This is a genomic window from Kitasatospora sp. NPDC097643 (assembly GCF_040302625.1).
In the GTDB taxonomy this organism is placed as follows: Bacteria; Actinomycetota; Actinomycetes; order Streptomycetales; family Streptomycetaceae; genus Kitasatospora.
This window is the reverse complement of record NZ_JBEOSA010000081.1, coordinates 24,052-39,809: the sequence shown is the minus strand read 5'-3', so window position 1 is coordinate 39,809 and position 15,758 is coordinate 24,052. Positions and strand designations below refer to the sequence as shown.

Here is a 15,758-nt window from a genome sequence, read left to right as displayed (position 1 = left end):
ACCTTCCGGCCTTGAGCCACCGTCCGGTTCTCCCGGATCTTGAACATTGCACCCCTTGAACTGGGGTGTTGCAACGACCACTAGAACTCAAGGGGTGGGCGAGGGCCTCGCGAACGGGGGTCAGCCGTTGGACGAACCCCGGTTGCCGCCACCGAAGCCACCGAAGCCGCCGAAGCCACCGGCTCCGGCCCCGGCCGCGCCTTCGACGAGCTGGCTGGCCGTGTAGCCACCGTTGGCGTCGGGGGTGCCGACGACGGTCACGCTCTGGCCGGGCTGGAGGTCGGCGACCTTGCCCTCCTTGTTGAGCTGGACCTTCGTCGCGTCGCCGGTGGTGATCTTCACGGTGTTGCCGTTGGCATCGGTGAGGTAGACGGTGGTGCCGTCCACGGCCTTCACCGTGCCTCGGGTGAAGCCGGGCTGACCGCCTTGACCCTGGCCCTGGGCGCCCTGGGTGCCCTGGCCGCCCTGGCCGTTGCGACGCGAGCCGTTCTGCCCGCCGGTCCCGCCCTGCCCGTACCCGCCGCCCTGCCCGCCCTGCCCGGACGCCCGCTGCTGCTGCCCGCCGCCGGCCGCAGCCGCGCGCGGGGACTTGTCGGACGAACCGTGGTTCTGCTGGTACCAGACCCCGCCCGCGAACGCCCCCGTGGCGATCACGCCGCCCGCGAGGACGAGCGAGAGCCAGGGCAGCTTGCGCCTCGGCGGCGCCGCCAGTTCGGCGGTGACGTCGCGGGCGTCCGGCGGGGTGGCGAGCAGGGCGACCTGCTCGGCCGGGGTGGTGGTCTCGTTGCTCATGAAGTCCCTGGTCCCTACTCGTGCCGGAGGGCGTCGATCGGCCGCAGCGAGGCGGCCCGGTTGGCGGGGTAGCTGCCGAAGAACAGCCCGATGGCGACGGCGATGCCGAACGCGCCGAGCACCGACTCGGGGATCACCACCGGCTTGATGCCGACGATGCTGAAGTGCGAACCGGCGATCCCGGCGGCCACTCCCAACCCCGCGCCGAGCACCGACAGCAGCGTGGACTCGGTCAGGAACTGCCCGAGGATCACCGCGCGCGGGGCGCCGAGCGCCTTCCGGATGCCGATCTCCCGGGTCCGTTCCGTCACCGTCACCAGCATGATGTTGGTGATCCCGATCCCGCCGACCAGCAGCGAGATCGCGGCCACCGCACCGAGCAGCACGGTGAAGGTCTTGGTGGTGCTCTCCCGGGCGGTGAGCAGCGAGGCCTGGTTGGTGATCCGGAAGTCGGCCTTGCTCGGGTCGGTGATCGCGTGGGTGCCGAGCAGCACCCGGGTGATCTCGCTCTGGGCCGCCGTCGTCGAGTCCGCCGAGGAGGCCTGCACCAGGATCTGGTTGACCGGACCGAAGCCGGTGAAGGCGTTCTGCACGGTCGGCAGCGGCGCGATCACCACGTCGTCCGGGTCGGTGAAGCCGGAGCCGCCCTTGGCCTGGAGCACGCCGACCACGGTGAACGGCGTGCCGCCGAGGACGATCCGCTTGCCGACCGGGTCCTCGGTGTCGAACAGCTGCTTCGCCGTCGTGGCGCCGAGCACCGCGACCTTGCGCGAGCCGAGCACGTCGTCGTCGGTGAAGTACTCGCCGTGCGCGACCTTCTGGTTGGCGGTCTCGAAGTACGCCGGGTAGGTGCCGACGACGGAGCCGGGGCTGTACGAGACGTTCCCGTACAGCGCGGTGCCGCTGGTGGTGACCACGGGGGCGACGGACTTGATCGCAGCACCATCGGCGTCGCTCGCCAGCGCCTTGGCGTCGGCCACCGTGAGCTTCTTCACCGAGGAGGTGGCCCGCGAGCCGCCCGAGGCCGAACCGGCGCTGATCGTCAGCGAGTTGGTGCCGAGCGAGGTGATCGACTCCTTGACCGCGACCGACGAACCGTTGCCGACGGCCAGCAGCAGGATCACCGACGCGACGCCGATCAGCACGCCGAGCATGGTGAGCGCCGAGCGCACCTTGTTCGCCGCCAGGCCGCCGACGGCGAAGCGGAGCATCTGCCAGAGGATCACGCGGACACCCCCACCCCGCGCAGCAGCGGCGGCGGACCGTCGACGGGGGCCTGCCGGACGTCGCTGACGATCGCGCCGTCCACCAGCCGGATGACCCGCTTGGCGTGCAGCGCGACCTCGTCCTCGTGGGTGATCAGGACGACCGTCCGGCCCATGGCGTTGAGGTCGTCGATGATGGCCAGCACCTCCTCGGTGGAGCGGCTGTCCAGGTTGCCGGTGGGCTCGTCGGCGAGCAGCATCGCGGGCGCGGTGACCAGCGCGCGGGCCACCGCGACGCGCTGCTGCTGGCCGCCGGAGAGCTCGTTGGGCTTGTGCCCGGCCCGCTCGGCCAGGCCGACCAGCGACAGCGCGGCCAGCGCCCGGCGCCGCCGCTCGGCGGCCCGGACGCCCGCGTAGGCGAGCGGCAGCTCGACCTGGGCGAGCGCGGTGGTGCGCGGGACGAGGTTGAAGGACTGGAAGATGAAGCCGATCTTGCGGTTGCGGACGAGGGAGAGCTGTCCCTCGTCGAGGTGGCCGACGTCGATGCCGTCGAGCAGGTAACGCCCGCCGGTCGGGACGTCCAGGCAGCCGAGGATGTTCATCATGGTGGACTTGCCGGAGCCGGAGCTGCCCATCACCGCGACGAAGTCGCCCTGCTGGATGTCCAGGTCGACGCCGAGCGGCGCCCCGGTCGCCGGGTCCGCCGGGCCGCGCAGCGCGTGCACGACGGCGTCGCCGTGCCCGTACGCCTTGAGGATCCGGCGCAGCTGGATGACGGGCGGCGGTGGCCCGGCCGGCACCCGCTTGTCGATGACGTGACGCATGCTCAGCCCCTGCCGCCCCGGCCGGAACCGCCGTTGCCGCCACCACCGGCACCACCACCGCCGCCGACGCCGGCCACTCCGGCCGCGCCCCCGGCCCCGCCCCGGCCGCCCTGGCCGCCGAGGCCCGGGAAGGAGGCGTTCGGGAAGCCGTTGCCGCCGCTGGTGGTGGGGAGTTCGACCTTGTCGCCCTCCTTCAGCCCGGAGACGACCTGCACCGTGCTGTCGCCCTCGACGCCGACCCCGACGGTCACCCGCTCGGTGGCACCGTCCGGGTGCACCACGGTGGCGGTCCGGCTGGCGCCGGTGCCGGACAGGGCCGAGGTGGGCAGCGAGAGCGCGCTGTCCGCCTCGCCGGTGATCACCTGGACGGTGGCGCTCAGGCCGGTGCGCAGCGCGCTGGTGTCGCCGCTGAGCTGGAGCGTGGCCGCGTACTGGACGGCGGAGGCGCCCGCGCTGCCACCGCTGCTGCTGGGCAGCGGGCTGACCGACAGGACGGTCGCGTTGAGCTTGGTGTCGGACTGCGCGTTGAGGGTGACGGTGGCGGCCTCGCCCTTCTTGAGCTTGAGCGAGTCCAGCTCGGAGAAGTTGGCGGTGACCTGCATCCCGGTCGGGTTGGTCAGCACGATGAAGCCGGTCGGCGCACTGCTCGAACTGGCGTTGCCGGTGGCCGACTTGGTGCCGGTGCCACTGGTGGAGGACCCGGTGCCGACGTTGTCCCCGACCTTCGCCGTGACGGCGGCGACGGTGCCGTCCACCGAGGCGTTGAGGGTGGTGCCGGCCAGCGCCGTCTGGGCGTTGGCGAGGTTGGTCTGCGCGGTGGCGACCTGCTGCTGGGCCTGGGCGACCGCCGCGTCGTCGACCTTGGTGGTGGTGATGGTGGTGGTCTGCGGAGCGGGCGCACTGCTCGCGCCGCCCGCTCCGCGCTCCCCACCGCCGCTGCTCCCCGCAGCGGGGCTCTGGTTGCCGCCTCCCGCGGCCTGGCCGCCGCCCGATGCCTGGGCGGCCGTCGCGGTCGGGGCACTGCTCGGGCTCGGCGCACTGCTGCTCGGCGGCAGCGGCACCGTGGTCGTGGTGGTGATGCCCGCCTCCGCCTTGGCGAGGTTGGCGTTGGCCGTGGTGAGGGCCGCCTGGGCGGCGTCGATCTGCTGCTGGGCGGCCGTGGTGTCCACGGTGGCGAGCAGCTGCCCCTTCTTGACGGCGTCCCCGACCGCGACCTTGATCGAGGTGATCCTGCCACCGGTGGCGAAGTCCTGGGCGGCGTCGGTCGGGGAGACCAGGGTGCCGGTTCCGGACACGGTGGCCAGGACCGTTCCCTTGGCCACGGTCGCGGTCCGGACCTGGGTCTTGGCGGCGGCCGCGCTGGTACCGCTGTTCACGGTGGAGTACACCAGGGCGGCACCGCCCAGCAGGGCCACGCCGAGCGCGGAGTTGACGAGGACGGCGCCGCGCCGTCGCGGGAGGACCTTCATGGCGGACAAGCTTCCCGGGGCGCTCTTGCGGAGTCCTGGGCGCCGGCTGGGAGAAGACTGACCGGCCGGATCCGGGCATTCCGGGCACAGTGCCCGCTTCACGCGGGCACCTTGGGCCCGCCGTGGTCCCCCGTTGGCCGAACTCCCAGCGGGCTCCCAGCGATCCCCAGCCATCCGGGAGAACGTCGCGAGAACGCCCGCGACAACAGAACCGCAAACGCCGACGGAGTGGGAAGTCGGCCGGGCCGACTTCCCACTCCGCACGCTGTTCGTCCGGCTGCTACCGGGCCGACGGCTACCCGGCCGGCTTGGTGAGGCCCACCTGGGTGATGCTCGTGATCTTCCCCGAGCCGTCCAGCACCACGTCGTAGGTGTCACGGGCGAAACAGGGGTCCACGTCCTTGGCCGACGTGTGGTTGAAGCAGAAGTCGGTGTGCGCCGCGAACTGGGCCAGCGTCACCTGATGGGTTCCGTAGTTGAGGTCCGCCAGCTTGGCGGTGGCGCCGGCGGCGAAGGTGTAGGCCTTCTCCTCGCCCGCGTCGACCCAGCCGCCCTCGGGCTTGCCGCAGAGGTACTTGGTCTCCTTGGCGTGGACGGTGGTCGCGGTGGCCGCCTCGGACAGGTTCAGCATCCGGTGCCCGGCCGGGACCGCCGGGGTCGTGCAGTTCGGGTCGTTCGCCGGCGCGGTGGTCACCCCGGTGGGAACGGTCGGCCAGGCGCTGGCCGTGTTCGGCGCCGGGGACGGGTCGTTGTCCGGCCCGCAGGCGGACAGCGCGAGCGCGGCGGTGGTGGCCGCGAGCGCCAGGAGGGCGGTGCGAGAGTTCAAGGTGGTTCCCCCGAGTGACGGCAGTCGGAGGCGACTGCCTGTGTGGCGGTCGAACGGTGACGTGCTGAAGACCGGCGCCCGGAAATCCCCCGTCCACCAGCCGCAGGCAGTGTGACGGAGCCGCCTAACACGGACCTATCACGCGCGGGAACGCCGGAGGGGCGCACCCTCTGCGGGTGCGCCCCTCCGGGACTGCTGGACCTACGCGGCCTACGCGGCCTACGCGGCCTGCGGGACTACGGGACGGCTTCAGATCGTCTTGCGGAACGCCTCGGCCACCGAGAGGAAGATCGAGTTGCCCTCGACCTCGCCGATCGAGACCCGGACGCCCTCCGGGAACGGCCGGACGATCACCCCGGCCTCGGCGCACAGCGCGGCGAACTCCGCCGAGCGCTCGCCCAGGCCCAGCCAGACGAAGTTGGCCTGCGAGTCCGGGATCTCCCAGCCCTGCTCGCGCAGCCCGGCGACCACCCGCGCGCGCTCCTCGACCAGCGCGGCCACCCGCTCCAGCAGCGCCTCCTCGGAGCGCAGCGAGGCGACCGCGGCGTTCTGGGCGAGCTGGGTGACACCGAACGGGACGGCGGTCTTGCGCAGCGCGTTGGCGACCGGCGCGTGCGCGATGGCGAAGCCGACCCGGAGGCCGGCCAGGCCGTACGCCTTGGAGAAGGTGCGCAGCACGCAGACGTTCGGGCGGTTCCGGTAGAGGTCGATGCCGTTCGGCACGTCGGGGTCGCGGATGAACTCGATGTACGCCTCGTCGACGACGACCAGGACGTCACCGGGGACGGCGTCCAGGAAGCGCTCCAGCTCGGCGCGGTGGATCACGTTGCCGGTGGGGTTGTTGGGGTTGCAGACGAAGATCAGCCGGGTGTTCGGGGTGATCGCCGCGAGCATCGCGTCCAGGTCGTGGTCACCGCCTGCGGTGAGCGGCACCGGGACGGGGGTGGCGCCGGCGACCTGGGTGATGATCGGGTACGCCTCGAAGGAGCGCCAGGCGAAGATCACCTCGTCGCCGGGCCCGGCCGTGGCGAGGATCAGCGACTGGGCGACGCCGACCGAGCCGGTGCCGGTGGCGATGTGCTCGGCGGGCACGCCGAAGCGCTCGGCCAGCACCTCGGTCAGCTCGGTGACCGCCATGTCGGGGTAGCGGTTGAACGAACCGGCCGTCGTGACGACCGCCTCCAGCACGCCGGGCAGCGGCGGGTACGGGTTCTCGTTGGAGGACAGCTTGTAGGCGTCGGCGCCGGCCGGCTTGCCGGGCTTGTAGGTGGGGATGCCGTCCAGGGTCGGCCTCAGCCGCGGACCCTGCGCTGCGCTACCGCTCACGGTCGTACTCCTTCTCGATCTTGCCGCGCGTTCTCGGCGCGTGCTCTCCGGTGTGCGCTCGCCCTGCGCCGGCGGGATCGCCGCCGTGCCCGGGATCTCGGAGCGCGCCCGGACCACCCCGGTCGGGTGCCCTGAACGATACCGACCGCCCTCACCCGTAGGGGTGAGATGCCCGGTCGGGTTACAGGTGCAGATCAGCCATTCTGCCGGGTTCCTTTGGCACATGTCAGAGGTAAGACGGCTGGTTTCGTACGGGTATCGAAGGAGCGCGCCACGGCTCACTCGCGGAGAAACGTATCTCCAAGGGCTCCCGATGCGCCGGTCACAGACCCTTGTCAGGAGCCATACGATCGGTCCGCCATGACAGCAGCAGCCAACCAGAGCGGTCGGCGACCCACCACCTCACGGCGTCTGGAGCGGGCCGGCATCCGGGATGTGGCAGCAGCCGCCGGAGTGTCGATCACCACCGTCTCCGATGCGCTGAACGGGAAGGGCCGCCTGCCCGACGAGACCCGCAGCCGGGTGCGCGAGGTCGCCGAGCGCCTCGGCTACCGCCCCTCGGCGGCCGCCCGCACCCTGCGCACCGGACGGTCCGGCCTGATCGGGCTGACCGTGACGACGTACGGCGAAGAACCCTTCACCTTCACCGAGTTCGCGTACTTCGCCGAGATGGCCCGGGCCGCCACCAGCGCCGCCCTCGGCCGCGGCTACGCGCTGGTGGTGCTGCCCGCCTCCTCCCGGCACGACGTCTGGGGCAACATCGCCCTGGACGGCACCGTGGTGATCGACCCGCCCGACCAGGACCCGCTGGTCAGCGAGCTGTACCGGTCCGGCGTCCCGGTGGTCAGCGACGGCAAGCCCGGCAACTGCCCGGTCACCGCCTGGGTCGACAACGACCACGAGGCGGCCGTGCTCGGCATCCTCGACCACCTCTCCGAGGCCGGCGCCCGCCGGATCGGCCTGCTCACCGGCACCAGCACCGACACCTACACCCGGCTCTCCACCGAGGCCTACCTCGGCTGGTGCGCCAAGGTCGGCCAGGAGCCGGTGTACGAGGCCTACCCCGCGCACGACCCGGCGGCCGGCGCCGTCGCCGCCGACCGGCTGCTCGCCCGGCCCGACCGGCCGGACGCGGTCTACGGCCTGTTCGACCCCAACGGCACCGACCTGCTCGCCGCCGCCCGCCGCTACGGCCTGCGGGTCCCCGACGACCTGCTGCTGGTCTGTTGCAGCGAGAGCGACGTCTACGCGACCACCGAGCCGCCGATCACCACGCTCTCGCTCAAGCCCCGCCGGATCGGCACCACGGTGGTCAACCTGCTGATCGACGCCATCGAGGGCGTCGACTCCGGGACGGGCGTCGACATCGCCCGGCTCTTCCCGCCGCGGTTCCGCACCGCCGGCACCGGACCGCCACCGGGCACCCTGATGCCGACCGAACTGATCGTCCGCGCGTCCTCCCAGCGCCGGAGCCCGCGCACCACCGTCAGCCCTCCCCGGCCCCCGGGCGAGGTCTAGACCATACCGAGCCGGGACAAAACGGACCATGCGGGACGCCCGGCTGACGCTCCGGAGGATTGGATACCCACCAGGTGACGACGCCGGGAGAGTGGTCTTCCTATGATGGGCGAATGACACCCGAGGACCGCTTCCCCGGGCCTGAACACCCCGACTCAGGCCCCCGCCACCAGCCGGACCTCGATGTGCTGCCGTACGGCACCTACTACGAACCGGAGCCGGGGCCGGGTTACGCCGGTGCGCCGTACGAAGCGGAGACCTACAGCGGCTACGGCGGCGCCCGTTACCTGGAGCAGCACTGGCCCGCCGACGGCCACGACCACGGCCACACGGTGCACGCCCACGCCCCGGTCTTCTCGCACCAGGACCACCAGGAGCACCAGCAGCACCTGGACCAGCAGGGTCACCCGGGTGGTCACGACCAGGAGCACCTCGAGCACCTGGAGCACCAGGACCAGCAGGGGCACGACCAGGGCCACGACCAGGCCCACCCGGTGCACCCCGGCTACCCGCAGGCCCACGCCGCCGACCCCGGCTACGAGCCGACCCTGCCCGACCAGCCCTCCCCGGCCCTCCAGCTCGACGCCCGCGACGGCCGCGACGACCCGCCGACCATCGAGCTCGGCCCGCCGCTGCCCGACCCCTCCGCGCCCACCTACCCGTACCCGGCCCCCGGCCCCGGCGAGCCCCCCGGCCCGCTCTACGTGGTCGGCGACGTGCACGGCTACCTCGACGAACTGCGCACCGAACTCCACCGCCAGGGCCTGATCGACGCCGACGGCCACTGGTCGGCCGGCCGCTCCCGGATCTGGTTCCTCGGCGACTTCACCGACCGCGGCCCCGACGGCATCGGCGTCATCGACCTCGTCATGCAGCTCGCCGCCGAGTCCGCCGCCGCCGGCGGCTACTGCCGGGCCCTGATGGGCAATCACGAACTGCTCTTCCTCGGCGCCCACCGGTACGGCGACGAGCCGGTCCAGTCCACCGCCGGCACCGCCTCCTTCCTCGCCGCCTGGCGGCTCAACGGCGGCCAGCAGCACGACCTGGAGCGCCTGGAGGCGCACCACATCAGCTGGCTCTCCCGGCTGCCCGCCATCGCGCTGGAGGACGGCCACCTGCTGCTGCACTCCGACACCACCGCGTACCTGGAGTACGGCGAGTCCATCCCGGACGTCAACGACGCCGTGCACAGCCTGCTCGCGGACGAGGGCGTCGACGAGTGGTGGGACTGCTTCCGCCGCTTCACCAAGCGCTTCGCCTTCCGCGGCGACGCCGGCCCGATGGCCGTCCACGAGCTGCTCGACACCTACGGCGGCTCGCGGATCGTGCACGGGCACAGCCCCATCCCGTACCTCACCGGCGCGGTGCACGCCGACGACGGCCAGCCGCCGCACATCCCCGGCCCGTACGTGTACGCGGACGACCTCGCGGTGGCCATGGACGGCGGGGTCACCATGGAAGGGCGCCTGCTCGTCGCCCGACTGCCCGTCAACTGACGTCACCCGCCGGAACAGTTGTTCCCGGCGCCCGGGCCGCCGCACGCGCGCGGCCCGGGGCGCGAAATTCCGGAAACCGACTGTCAGCACGGCCGTACCCGCCCCTACCATGAGGCACACCACACCCGGCCGCCCACGCGGCGGCCCGCCTCCGCGCCCGTTTCGGCGCCCCTGAGGGCCCCGCGCCCCAGGGGCGGAGCGAACCGGGGTCCGCATGAACGGGGTCCCCATGAACAACCCCCCGCCGCTGCACGCCGAGGACCGCCCGGAGTACGAGCGCCTCCTCGCCGAAGCCCTCCGCGACGGCACCCTGCTCACCGCCCTGCGCGCGCCCGGCGCGCTCACCGTCGACCAGCTGCGGGTCCGGGCCCTGCGCGACGCCGACGGCATAGCCGCCGCGGCCGCCGACGAGTACCGGCACTACACCCGGCTGCGCGAGGACCTGCGCGCCTCGCCCCCGCCCCCGGAGGGCGTCGAGCCGACCGCCCCCGGGCTGCTCACCCAGCTGCGCTCCGCCAACGGCGGCGCCGGGCTCTTCCCCGTGCTCACCGTGCTCACTCCGATCCTCGCCTGGGCCGCCGCCCTCGTCCTGCTGCTGCTCGGCTACCTGCTGCGCGCCACCGCCCCCGACCTGGTGCTGGCCCGCTCCCTGGTCACCGCCGGCTGGGTCGCGCTCGGCGCCGGGATCGCCGCGATGGTCGTCGGCCTCGTCGGGCTCGTCCTCACCGCCTTACGCGACGGCTCCGCCGCCCCCGCCGGCACCGACCCGGCCCTCGCCGCCGAACTCGCCGAGGCCCGCCGGGCGTGGCGCACCGCGCTGCGCGAACGCGGCCTGCTGCCCTACCTGCACGCCAACCTGCCCGCTGTCCCCGCCACCGGCCCGGCCTCGCCTGATTTCAGCAGCCCCGACTTCACCGCCCCCGGCTACAGCTCCCCGGCCTTCACCAGCCCCGGCCCCGGCCCGGCGGCACCCGAGTTCACCAGCCCCGACTTCACCGGCCCCGGCTACACCCCGCCGGCCTTCACCGGCCCCGACGAGGTCACCTGAGCACCCGCCTACGGCTGCGGCTCCGGCGCGTCGGTCAGCACCCGCAACTCCGGCGGTCCGTCCAGCAGCTCGGCGGTGCGCCCCAGCGAGGCCGCCAGGTGCGGGCTGGCCAGGTGCGCCTCGAAGGCCTCCCGGGACTCCCACTCCTCCACGACCACCAGCACCCTCGGATCCTCCGGGTCCAGGTAGTTCCGGTACGACAGGCAGCCCGGCTCCGCCAGGCTCGGCGCCACCATCGTCCGCGCCTGCTCCCGCATCTGCGTCTCGCGCCCGGCCTTCGCCCGCAACCGCGCGATCGCGGTGATCCGCTGTGCCATTCCCGCTCCCCGTCCGTCATGTGTCCGTCCCGTGGCCCAACCGCCCCGGGCGCCCCGATCTTCCCACCAGCCGCACCGGTCGCTGTGCTACGGCCAACTCCCAGGCCGGCAGGGGGATTTCCCCACCAGAGATCCGGGGGCGACCACCATCCCCCGACACCCCGCGCGCCGGACAGGCTGAGACCGAACTCCGGAGACCACGGTGGGGAGACGCCCATGAGAACCGCATCGAACCGCGCCCGTGCCGCACGAGCGGGCGTCCTGCTGATCGCCGCACTCCTGGCGGCGCTCGCCGCCCTGCTCCCCGCCGCAGGACCGGCGTCCGCGAGCGGGGCCACCGCCGAAGCCGCCGCCGGTCCGGTCGCCACCGAGGTCACCTTCACCGGCGCCGGCGGCACCGTCCTGCACGGCACCGTCCTGGCCCCCGGTGCTGCGCCCGGCGCCCGGACCCCCGGCCTGGTCATGGTCCCCGGAGCCGGCCCCGGCCCGCGCTCCGAGCTGCGGGCCGCCGCCGAGGCGTACGCCCGGCGCGGCGTCACCACCCTGATCTACGACAAGCGCACCGACGGCTACTCGACGACCCACCGCGACTACGGCCAACTCGCCGACGACGCCCTCGCCGCCGTCCGCCTGCTGCGCACCCGACCGGAGGTCGAACCGACCCGGGTCGGCCTCTGGGGACTCTCCGAGGGCGCCTGGGCGGTCTCGCTCGCCGCCGCCCGCTCCACCGACGTCGCGTACGTCGTCACCGCCGGCGCGGTCGGGCTCACCCCGGCCCGCCAGCAGTCCTGGGCCTACGACGGCTACCTCCGCCACGCCGGGATCTCCGGCTCACTGGTGACCGCCCTGCGGGAGACCAGCATCCGCCGGCTGGCCGCCGCCGGGCTCTTCCCCGAAGCGGACTACGACCCCGTCCCGGCGTGGGAGCGGGTGCGCGTCCCGGTCCTCGCCGAATGGGGCGCGCTCGACCGCGAGGCGGCTCCCGAGGAGAGCGCGGCGATCATCCGCCGGGCCCTCGACCGGGCCGGCAACACCCACTACACGCTGCGGACCGTCCCCGGCGTCCGGCACAACCTGCACCTGACCGACGACGACGGCTACGACCGGCCGACCACCCTGCCCGCCGACTACGCCGACTACGAGGCCGGCTGGATCCACCGGCTGGCCACCGCCCCACCGCCGGTGACCGTCGACCCGGCCCCGCACCAGGACGTCGCGAGCCGCCCGCTCGCCCCGCTCGCCTGGTACGAGGCGACCTGGCTCCAGGCCCTCGCCACGGCCGTCTGCCTGCTCGGCTTCGCGGGCTACGCGCTGACCGGCGCCGTCCGCCGGGTCCGTCGCCACCCCCGCCCCACCGCCCTGCCGCGCGCCGCCCGCTGGACGTCCGCCGCCGGCACGGCCGCCGTCCTGGGCTGCCTCGGCTACCTGCTCTTCCTGACCATGACCGCCGCCATGTTCACCGGCCCGGTCCTGTTCGGCCGCCCGCTGGTCTGGCTGCTCGCCCAGTTGCTCGCCGTGCTCACCCTCACGGCCGCCGGCACCGCCACCGCAGCCCTGGCCCACCGGCGACGCACCCTGTCCGCCCTCTCCGCCCTGGACCGCACCCGGCTCGCCGCCCTCCTGCTGGCCGCCGTCGCCTTCCTCCCCTGGGCCCTCGGCTGGGGCCTGCTCCTCCCGTGACGGACATCGGAACTCCCCCAACCCGCCCGCACGTTGGGCCCGCCGTGCCAGGATCGGGGGCCATGGAGATCATCGACAGCGGACGCTTCGCCCCCGCCTACACGGGCGTCCCGCAGCCCTGAACGCCGGTGAACGCGACGCCGCCCCGGGAGGTACGGACCTCCCGGGGCGGCGCTCAGGAGTCCTGCGTCAGTCGGCCAGCGGGAGGTAGACCTTGTTGCCCTGGGCCTTGAACTCCTCGGACTTGGCCTGCATGCCGGCCAGCGCGTCCGCGTCGAAGTCGGTGGCCACGGCGCTGGAGCCGTTGCCGTGCTCGTCGCGGATCTTCTGGGAGATCTTCATCGAGCAGAACTTCAACGAAGGCACCACCAGGGCGTGATGGATCCTGCTAGGGACAGATCAGTTCAATGGTCGGAAAGTATGTCCGATAGCGCGAGGTGTCGCGCGTGAGCAGCCGGTATCCACGAACAGCGGCATGCGCTCCGATGTAGAAGTCGGGCAGCGGCGCGGTCTTCTGCCCACCGCGCTTGCGGTACAGCAGGAAGGCCTTGCCTGCCAGGAAACCCGCCTCGTAGGGGAGTGGCTCTCGTGCGAAGTCCTCGGCGGGCAGAACCGCGTCCAAGTCCTCGATCGCGGCATACGCCACTGAGACTTCGGCGTAGACGATCGGATTGATCACCACCGCCCCCTCGTCCTGGGCCTTGGACAGCGCGGCCTCCGACCAGTCGGCCCAGTTCTCGTCCTCCGTCATCAGATCCAGAAGCACACAGGAGTCGACCAGTGTCACTGGTCGGCCCTGGTCCGGGCCGACCAGCCTCAACCTGCTACTCGCCACGCAGTAGCTCCATGATCTCGTCCGTGGACATGCCGCCCGCGGCACTCCCCCTCATGCGGCGGGCCACCCGCTGCCCTCGGGTGCCGTGCCCCTCCCGGCGCACTATCCGCAGGACACCACCCTCCTCAATGACGTCCACCTCGTCCCCGGGCCGCAGACCGCACTTCTCGCGGAGATCCGCGGGGATGGTGACTTGTCCCTTGCTGTTGAGCCGCATCTCCCACCTCCTGTACCACGTAATACTGCTACCACGTAATACTAGACCCGCCCGTCGACCTGACGTTGCTCACCGGGACCGCGATCCGTCAGCGGCGCCCGGGACGGGCGAAGCGCAGGGCGAAGCGGACCGCCGGGAGCAGGGTCCAGCACAGTGAGGCCGAGTGGGTGACCAGCGCGACGGGTATCGACGCCGCGAACGTCACGACCACTGCGGCGTTCCAGGACAGGGTGTTGGTGATCACCGCGGGCGGGGTGTGATCCTTCAGCAGCCCGCCGCGTCGCAGTGCGGAGAAAGCCCGCCAGAGGAAGAGACCCGCGAGAGCCTGGGCGGCCGCATAGGCGGTGAACTGGATCTGGAACGCGTCGGCCTCACTGGTCAGCAGCTTGGTGGCGAACGGCATGATGACGATCATGAGCAGCCACAGCAGGTTCCAGTGGATCGCACTGCCCGTCAGCCCCTTCGCGTAACGGAACAGGCGCTGGTGGAACAGCCAGTGCATGGCGACGGCCGAGAAGCTGATCAAGAACGCCACGTACTCCGTCAGGTGCTCACGCAGGAAGTGCAGAACACCGTCGTTGCCGTGGACCTCGCCGTGCGGGACCGGTAGCTCCAACGCGAGCAGCGTGATGGCGATGGCGATCACGGCGTCCGAGAAGTAGATCAACCGTTCCGGGCTGACCAGCTCGGCCTGGTCGGACTCTCCGTGCATCCTGCCTGTGGGTCGCGCAGCCGTCTCGGCCATCTCGCCGTATCCCTCCGAATTCAGCATTGAACCTGTACCTGTCGTGGTCTGCGCCGCCATCTGCGCGGCGGACGGACATCATTCGTGTGCGGCCGCCCTGGCCTGGGCCCGGGCGGCGTACCGGCCGGAGAGCACGAAGGGGATCACGAACCCGAGGACCTGCACGGTGACCAGGGAAAGCGTCGCGGCGTGGTCGTAGGCGACGATGAGGGCGCACGCGACGGCAGCGGCGGCGAACGCCGTGGTCCACATGCCGGTCAGCACCATGTTGACGCGGATGAAGCCCGGTGCGTTCCAGAACTTCTCGGGCACCTGGGACCGGGCGATGGCGAGGGTGAACGGCCGGCGCACCACCAGGGAGGCCAGTGCCGTGACCGCGAGGACGGCGTTGGCCAGCGCGCACGTCCAGGTGTTCAGCCCCGATTCCGGGGCGGCGAGCGAGATCGCGGCCATGGCCACGAAGAACGTGCACGTGGCGGTGCCCAGCAGGTCCACGCCGCCGGCGCGAAGCCGGCCGGCCAGCGACAGTACGGCGACCAGGGCGGCGGCGCACATGCCCAGCCTCCAGTCGAGCGGGCTCAGTGCCGCGTAGCAGAGCCATGGTGCGAAACCTCGGACGTAGTTCACCGCGCGATCCCCCCGGAGTCACATTCCAATGTTGGACGGTCAAAGAATGACGGGTCAAGGGTGTTCTGTCCAGTCCTGACATGTCAGCCCGGTAGTAGGGTTCAGGCATGAGCCTGCGCCACGCGATCCTGGGCCTGCTGGCCGAGAGCCCCAGTAGCGGATACGACCTCATGAAGCGCTTCGAGACCTCGCTCGCCTTCGTCTGGCCGGCGAAGCAGAGCCAGGTCTACGGCGAGCTCGCCAGGCTCAGCGAGGCCGGGTTGATCGAGGTCACCGGCACCGGCGCCCGCAACCGCCGCGAGTACGGCATCACCGACACGGGTCGCGCCGAACTGAGGGACTGGCTGATCGGGCCCGGTTCCGAGGCCGCCTACCGCAGTCCCGCACTGCTGCGCGTCTTCTTCCTGTGGACGCTGGAGCGCGAGGAGGGCGCCGCCTACCTCCAGGAATTCTCCCGCCGCAACAAGGAGCGCCACGCCTTCCTCGAAAGCCTCCGGGACGGCGCGGAGTGGCGCGGTGATCCCGTCCAGGTCTGCGAGTGGCTGGCCCTGGAGTTCGGGATCCGCGCCTCCCAGTCCTCCGGGGACTGGGCGGAGTGGGCGGCCGAGCGGCTGACCGAGCACCTGTAGGCCGGGCCGGGCCCGCCCCAGCCCGTCACCGTGGATCCCCGTGGTGCTCGTGCCGGTCCAACGACGAAGCGCCGCCCCGAGAAGCTCTCGGGACGGCGCTCGGTCGAGGTGCGTCAGTCGGCCAGCGGGAGGTAGACCTTGTTGCCCTGGGCCTTGAACTCCTCGGACTTGGCCTGCATGCCGGCCAGCGCGTCCGCGTCGAAG

Annotated in this window: 17 protein-coding genes; 5 read left to right on the top strand and 12 right to left on the bottom strand. The window is 72.4% G+C overall.

The genetic code is table 11. From position 1 onward, the window contains the following. Window positions 1-120: 120 nt before the first annotated feature. From ABTY15_RS34990 to hisC, 6 genes are all read right to left on the bottom strand, one after another. The gene (locus tag ABTY15_RS34990; protein WP_350604832.1) at window positions 121-792 is read right to left on the bottom strand and encodes a DUF5666 domain-containing protein; all 672 of its coding nucleotides are present in this window, start codon (window positions 790-792) and stop codon (window positions 121-123) included. Window positions 793-806: 14 nt separating this feature from the next. Then, on the bottom strand, window positions 807-2,018 hold the full coding sequence (locus ABTY15_RS34985) for an ABC transporter permease (protein ID WP_350604830.1): 1,212 nt from the start codon (window positions 2,016-2,018) through the stop codon (window positions 807-809). Beyond that, a complete protein-coding gene (locus ABTY15_RS34980) occupies window positions 2,015-2,821 on the bottom strand; it encodes an ABC transporter ATP-binding protein (RefSeq protein ID WP_350604828.1) in 807 nt (268 codons plus the stop codon). Before ABTY15_RS34980 ends, ABTY15_RS34985 begins: the two co-directional genes overlap by 4 nt. Window positions 2,822-2,823: 2 nt before the next feature. Beyond that, window positions 2,824-4,290, bottom strand: coding sequence for an efflux RND transporter periplasmic adaptor subunit (locus ABTY15_RS34975; RefSeq protein ID WP_350604826.1), 1,467 nt, complete (start codon window positions 4,288-4,290; stop codon window positions 2,824-2,826). Between the two features lie 295 nt (window positions 4,291-4,585). Further along, entirely contained in the window at window positions 4,586-5,116 is a 531-nt protein-coding gene (locus ABTY15_RS34970; RefSeq protein WP_350604824.1) for a hypothetical protein, read from the bottom strand. Window positions 5,117-5,365: 249 nt separating this feature from the next. Next, window positions 5,366-6,442 (bottom strand): histidinol-phosphate transaminase, encoded by a 1,077-nt coding sequence (gene hisC, locus ABTY15_RS34965; RefSeq protein WP_350604822.1) that lies wholly within the window; start codon window positions 6,440-6,442, stop codon window positions 5,366-5,368. 360 nt (window positions 6,443-6,802) lie between these two features. On the opposite strand from hisC, the gene ABTY15_RS34960 reads away from it, so the two are divergent. The 3 genes from ABTY15_RS34960 (at window position 6,803) to ABTY15_RS34950 (ending at window position 10,504) form a co-directional block, all read left to right on the top strand. Continuing rightward, window positions 6,803-7,960 (top strand): LacI family DNA-binding transcriptional regulator, encoded by a 1,158-nt coding sequence (locus ABTY15_RS34960; protein WP_051838156.1) that lies wholly within the window; start codon window positions 6,803-6,805, stop codon window positions 7,958-7,960. Window positions 7,961-8,073: 113 nt separating this feature from the next. Next, entirely contained in the window at window positions 8,074-9,456 is a 1,383-nt protein-coding gene (locus ABTY15_RS34955; protein WP_350604818.1) for a metallophosphoesterase family protein, read from the top strand. Between the two features lie 229 nt (window positions 9,457-9,685). After that, on the top strand, window positions 9,686-10,504 hold the full coding sequence (locus ABTY15_RS34950) for a hypothetical protein (protein WP_350604816.1): 819 nt from the start codon (window positions 9,686-9,688) through the stop codon (window positions 10,502-10,504). Window positions 10,505-10,512: 8 nt separating this feature from the next. On the opposite strand, the gene ABTY15_RS34945 is transcribed toward ABTY15_RS34950, so the two are convergent. Beyond that, on the bottom strand, window positions 10,513-10,821 hold the full coding sequence (locus tag ABTY15_RS34945; protein WP_350604813.1) for a putative quinol monooxygenase: 309 nt from the start codon (window positions 10,819-10,821) through the stop codon (window positions 10,513-10,515). Between the two features lie 216 nt (window positions 10,822-11,037). Here ABTY15_RS34945 and ABTY15_RS34940 point away from each other — a divergent pair, with 216 nt between their 5' ends. Continuing rightward, the gene (locus ABTY15_RS34940; protein WP_350604812.1) at window positions 11,038-12,501 is read left to right on the top strand and encodes an alpha/beta hydrolase family protein; all 1,464 of its coding nucleotides are present in this window, start codon (window positions 11,038-11,040) and stop codon (window positions 12,499-12,501) included. Window positions 12,502-12,690: 189 nt separating this feature from the next. Here the strand turns inward: ABTY15_RS34940 and ABTY15_RS34935 are convergent, their stop codons facing one another. The 5 genes from ABTY15_RS34935 to ABTY15_RS34915 all read right to left on the bottom strand — a co-directional run bounded on the left by ABTY15_RS34935 (window position 12,691) and on the right by ABTY15_RS34915 (window position 14,925). Then, window positions 12,691-12,843, bottom strand: coding sequence for a thiamine biosynthesis protein ThiC (locus ABTY15_RS34935; RefSeq protein WP_350604811.1), 153 nt, complete (start codon window positions 12,841-12,843; stop codon window positions 12,691-12,693). A 46-nt stretch (window positions 12,844-12,889) separates the two neighbouring features. After that, complete coding sequence (locus tag ABTY15_RS34930; RefSeq protein ID WP_350604809.1) at window positions 12,890-13,288, bottom strand: type II toxin-antitoxin system VapC family toxin; 399 nt, start codon at window positions 13,286-13,288, stop codon at window positions 12,890-12,892. A 37-nt stretch (window positions 13,289-13,325) separates the two neighbouring features. Further along, window positions 13,326-13,553, bottom strand: coding sequence for an AbrB/MazE/SpoVT family DNA-binding domain-containing protein (locus tag ABTY15_RS34925; RefSeq protein ID WP_196950805.1), 228 nt, complete (start codon window positions 13,551-13,553; stop codon window positions 13,326-13,328). 88 nt (window positions 13,554-13,641) lie between these two features. Next, window positions 13,642-14,325: a TMEM175 family protein gene (locus ABTY15_RS34920; protein ID WP_350604807.1), complete on the bottom strand. Its 684-nt coding sequence runs from the start codon at window positions 14,323-14,325 to the stop codon at window positions 13,642-13,644. Window positions 14,326-14,376: 51 nt separating this feature from the next. Further along, window positions 14,377-14,925, bottom strand: coding sequence for a hypothetical protein (locus ABTY15_RS34915; protein ID WP_350604805.1), 549 nt, complete (start codon window positions 14,923-14,925; stop codon window positions 14,377-14,379). Between the two features lie 107 nt (window positions 14,926-15,032). Between ABTY15_RS34915 and ABTY15_RS34910 the strand changes: the two genes are divergently transcribed. Continuing rightward, the gene (locus ABTY15_RS34910; RefSeq protein WP_350604804.1) at window positions 15,033-15,554 is read left to right on the top strand and encodes a PadR family transcriptional regulator; all 522 of its coding nucleotides are present in this window, start codon (window positions 15,033-15,035) and stop codon (window positions 15,552-15,554) included. Window positions 15,555-15,758: the final 204 nt, after the last annotated feature.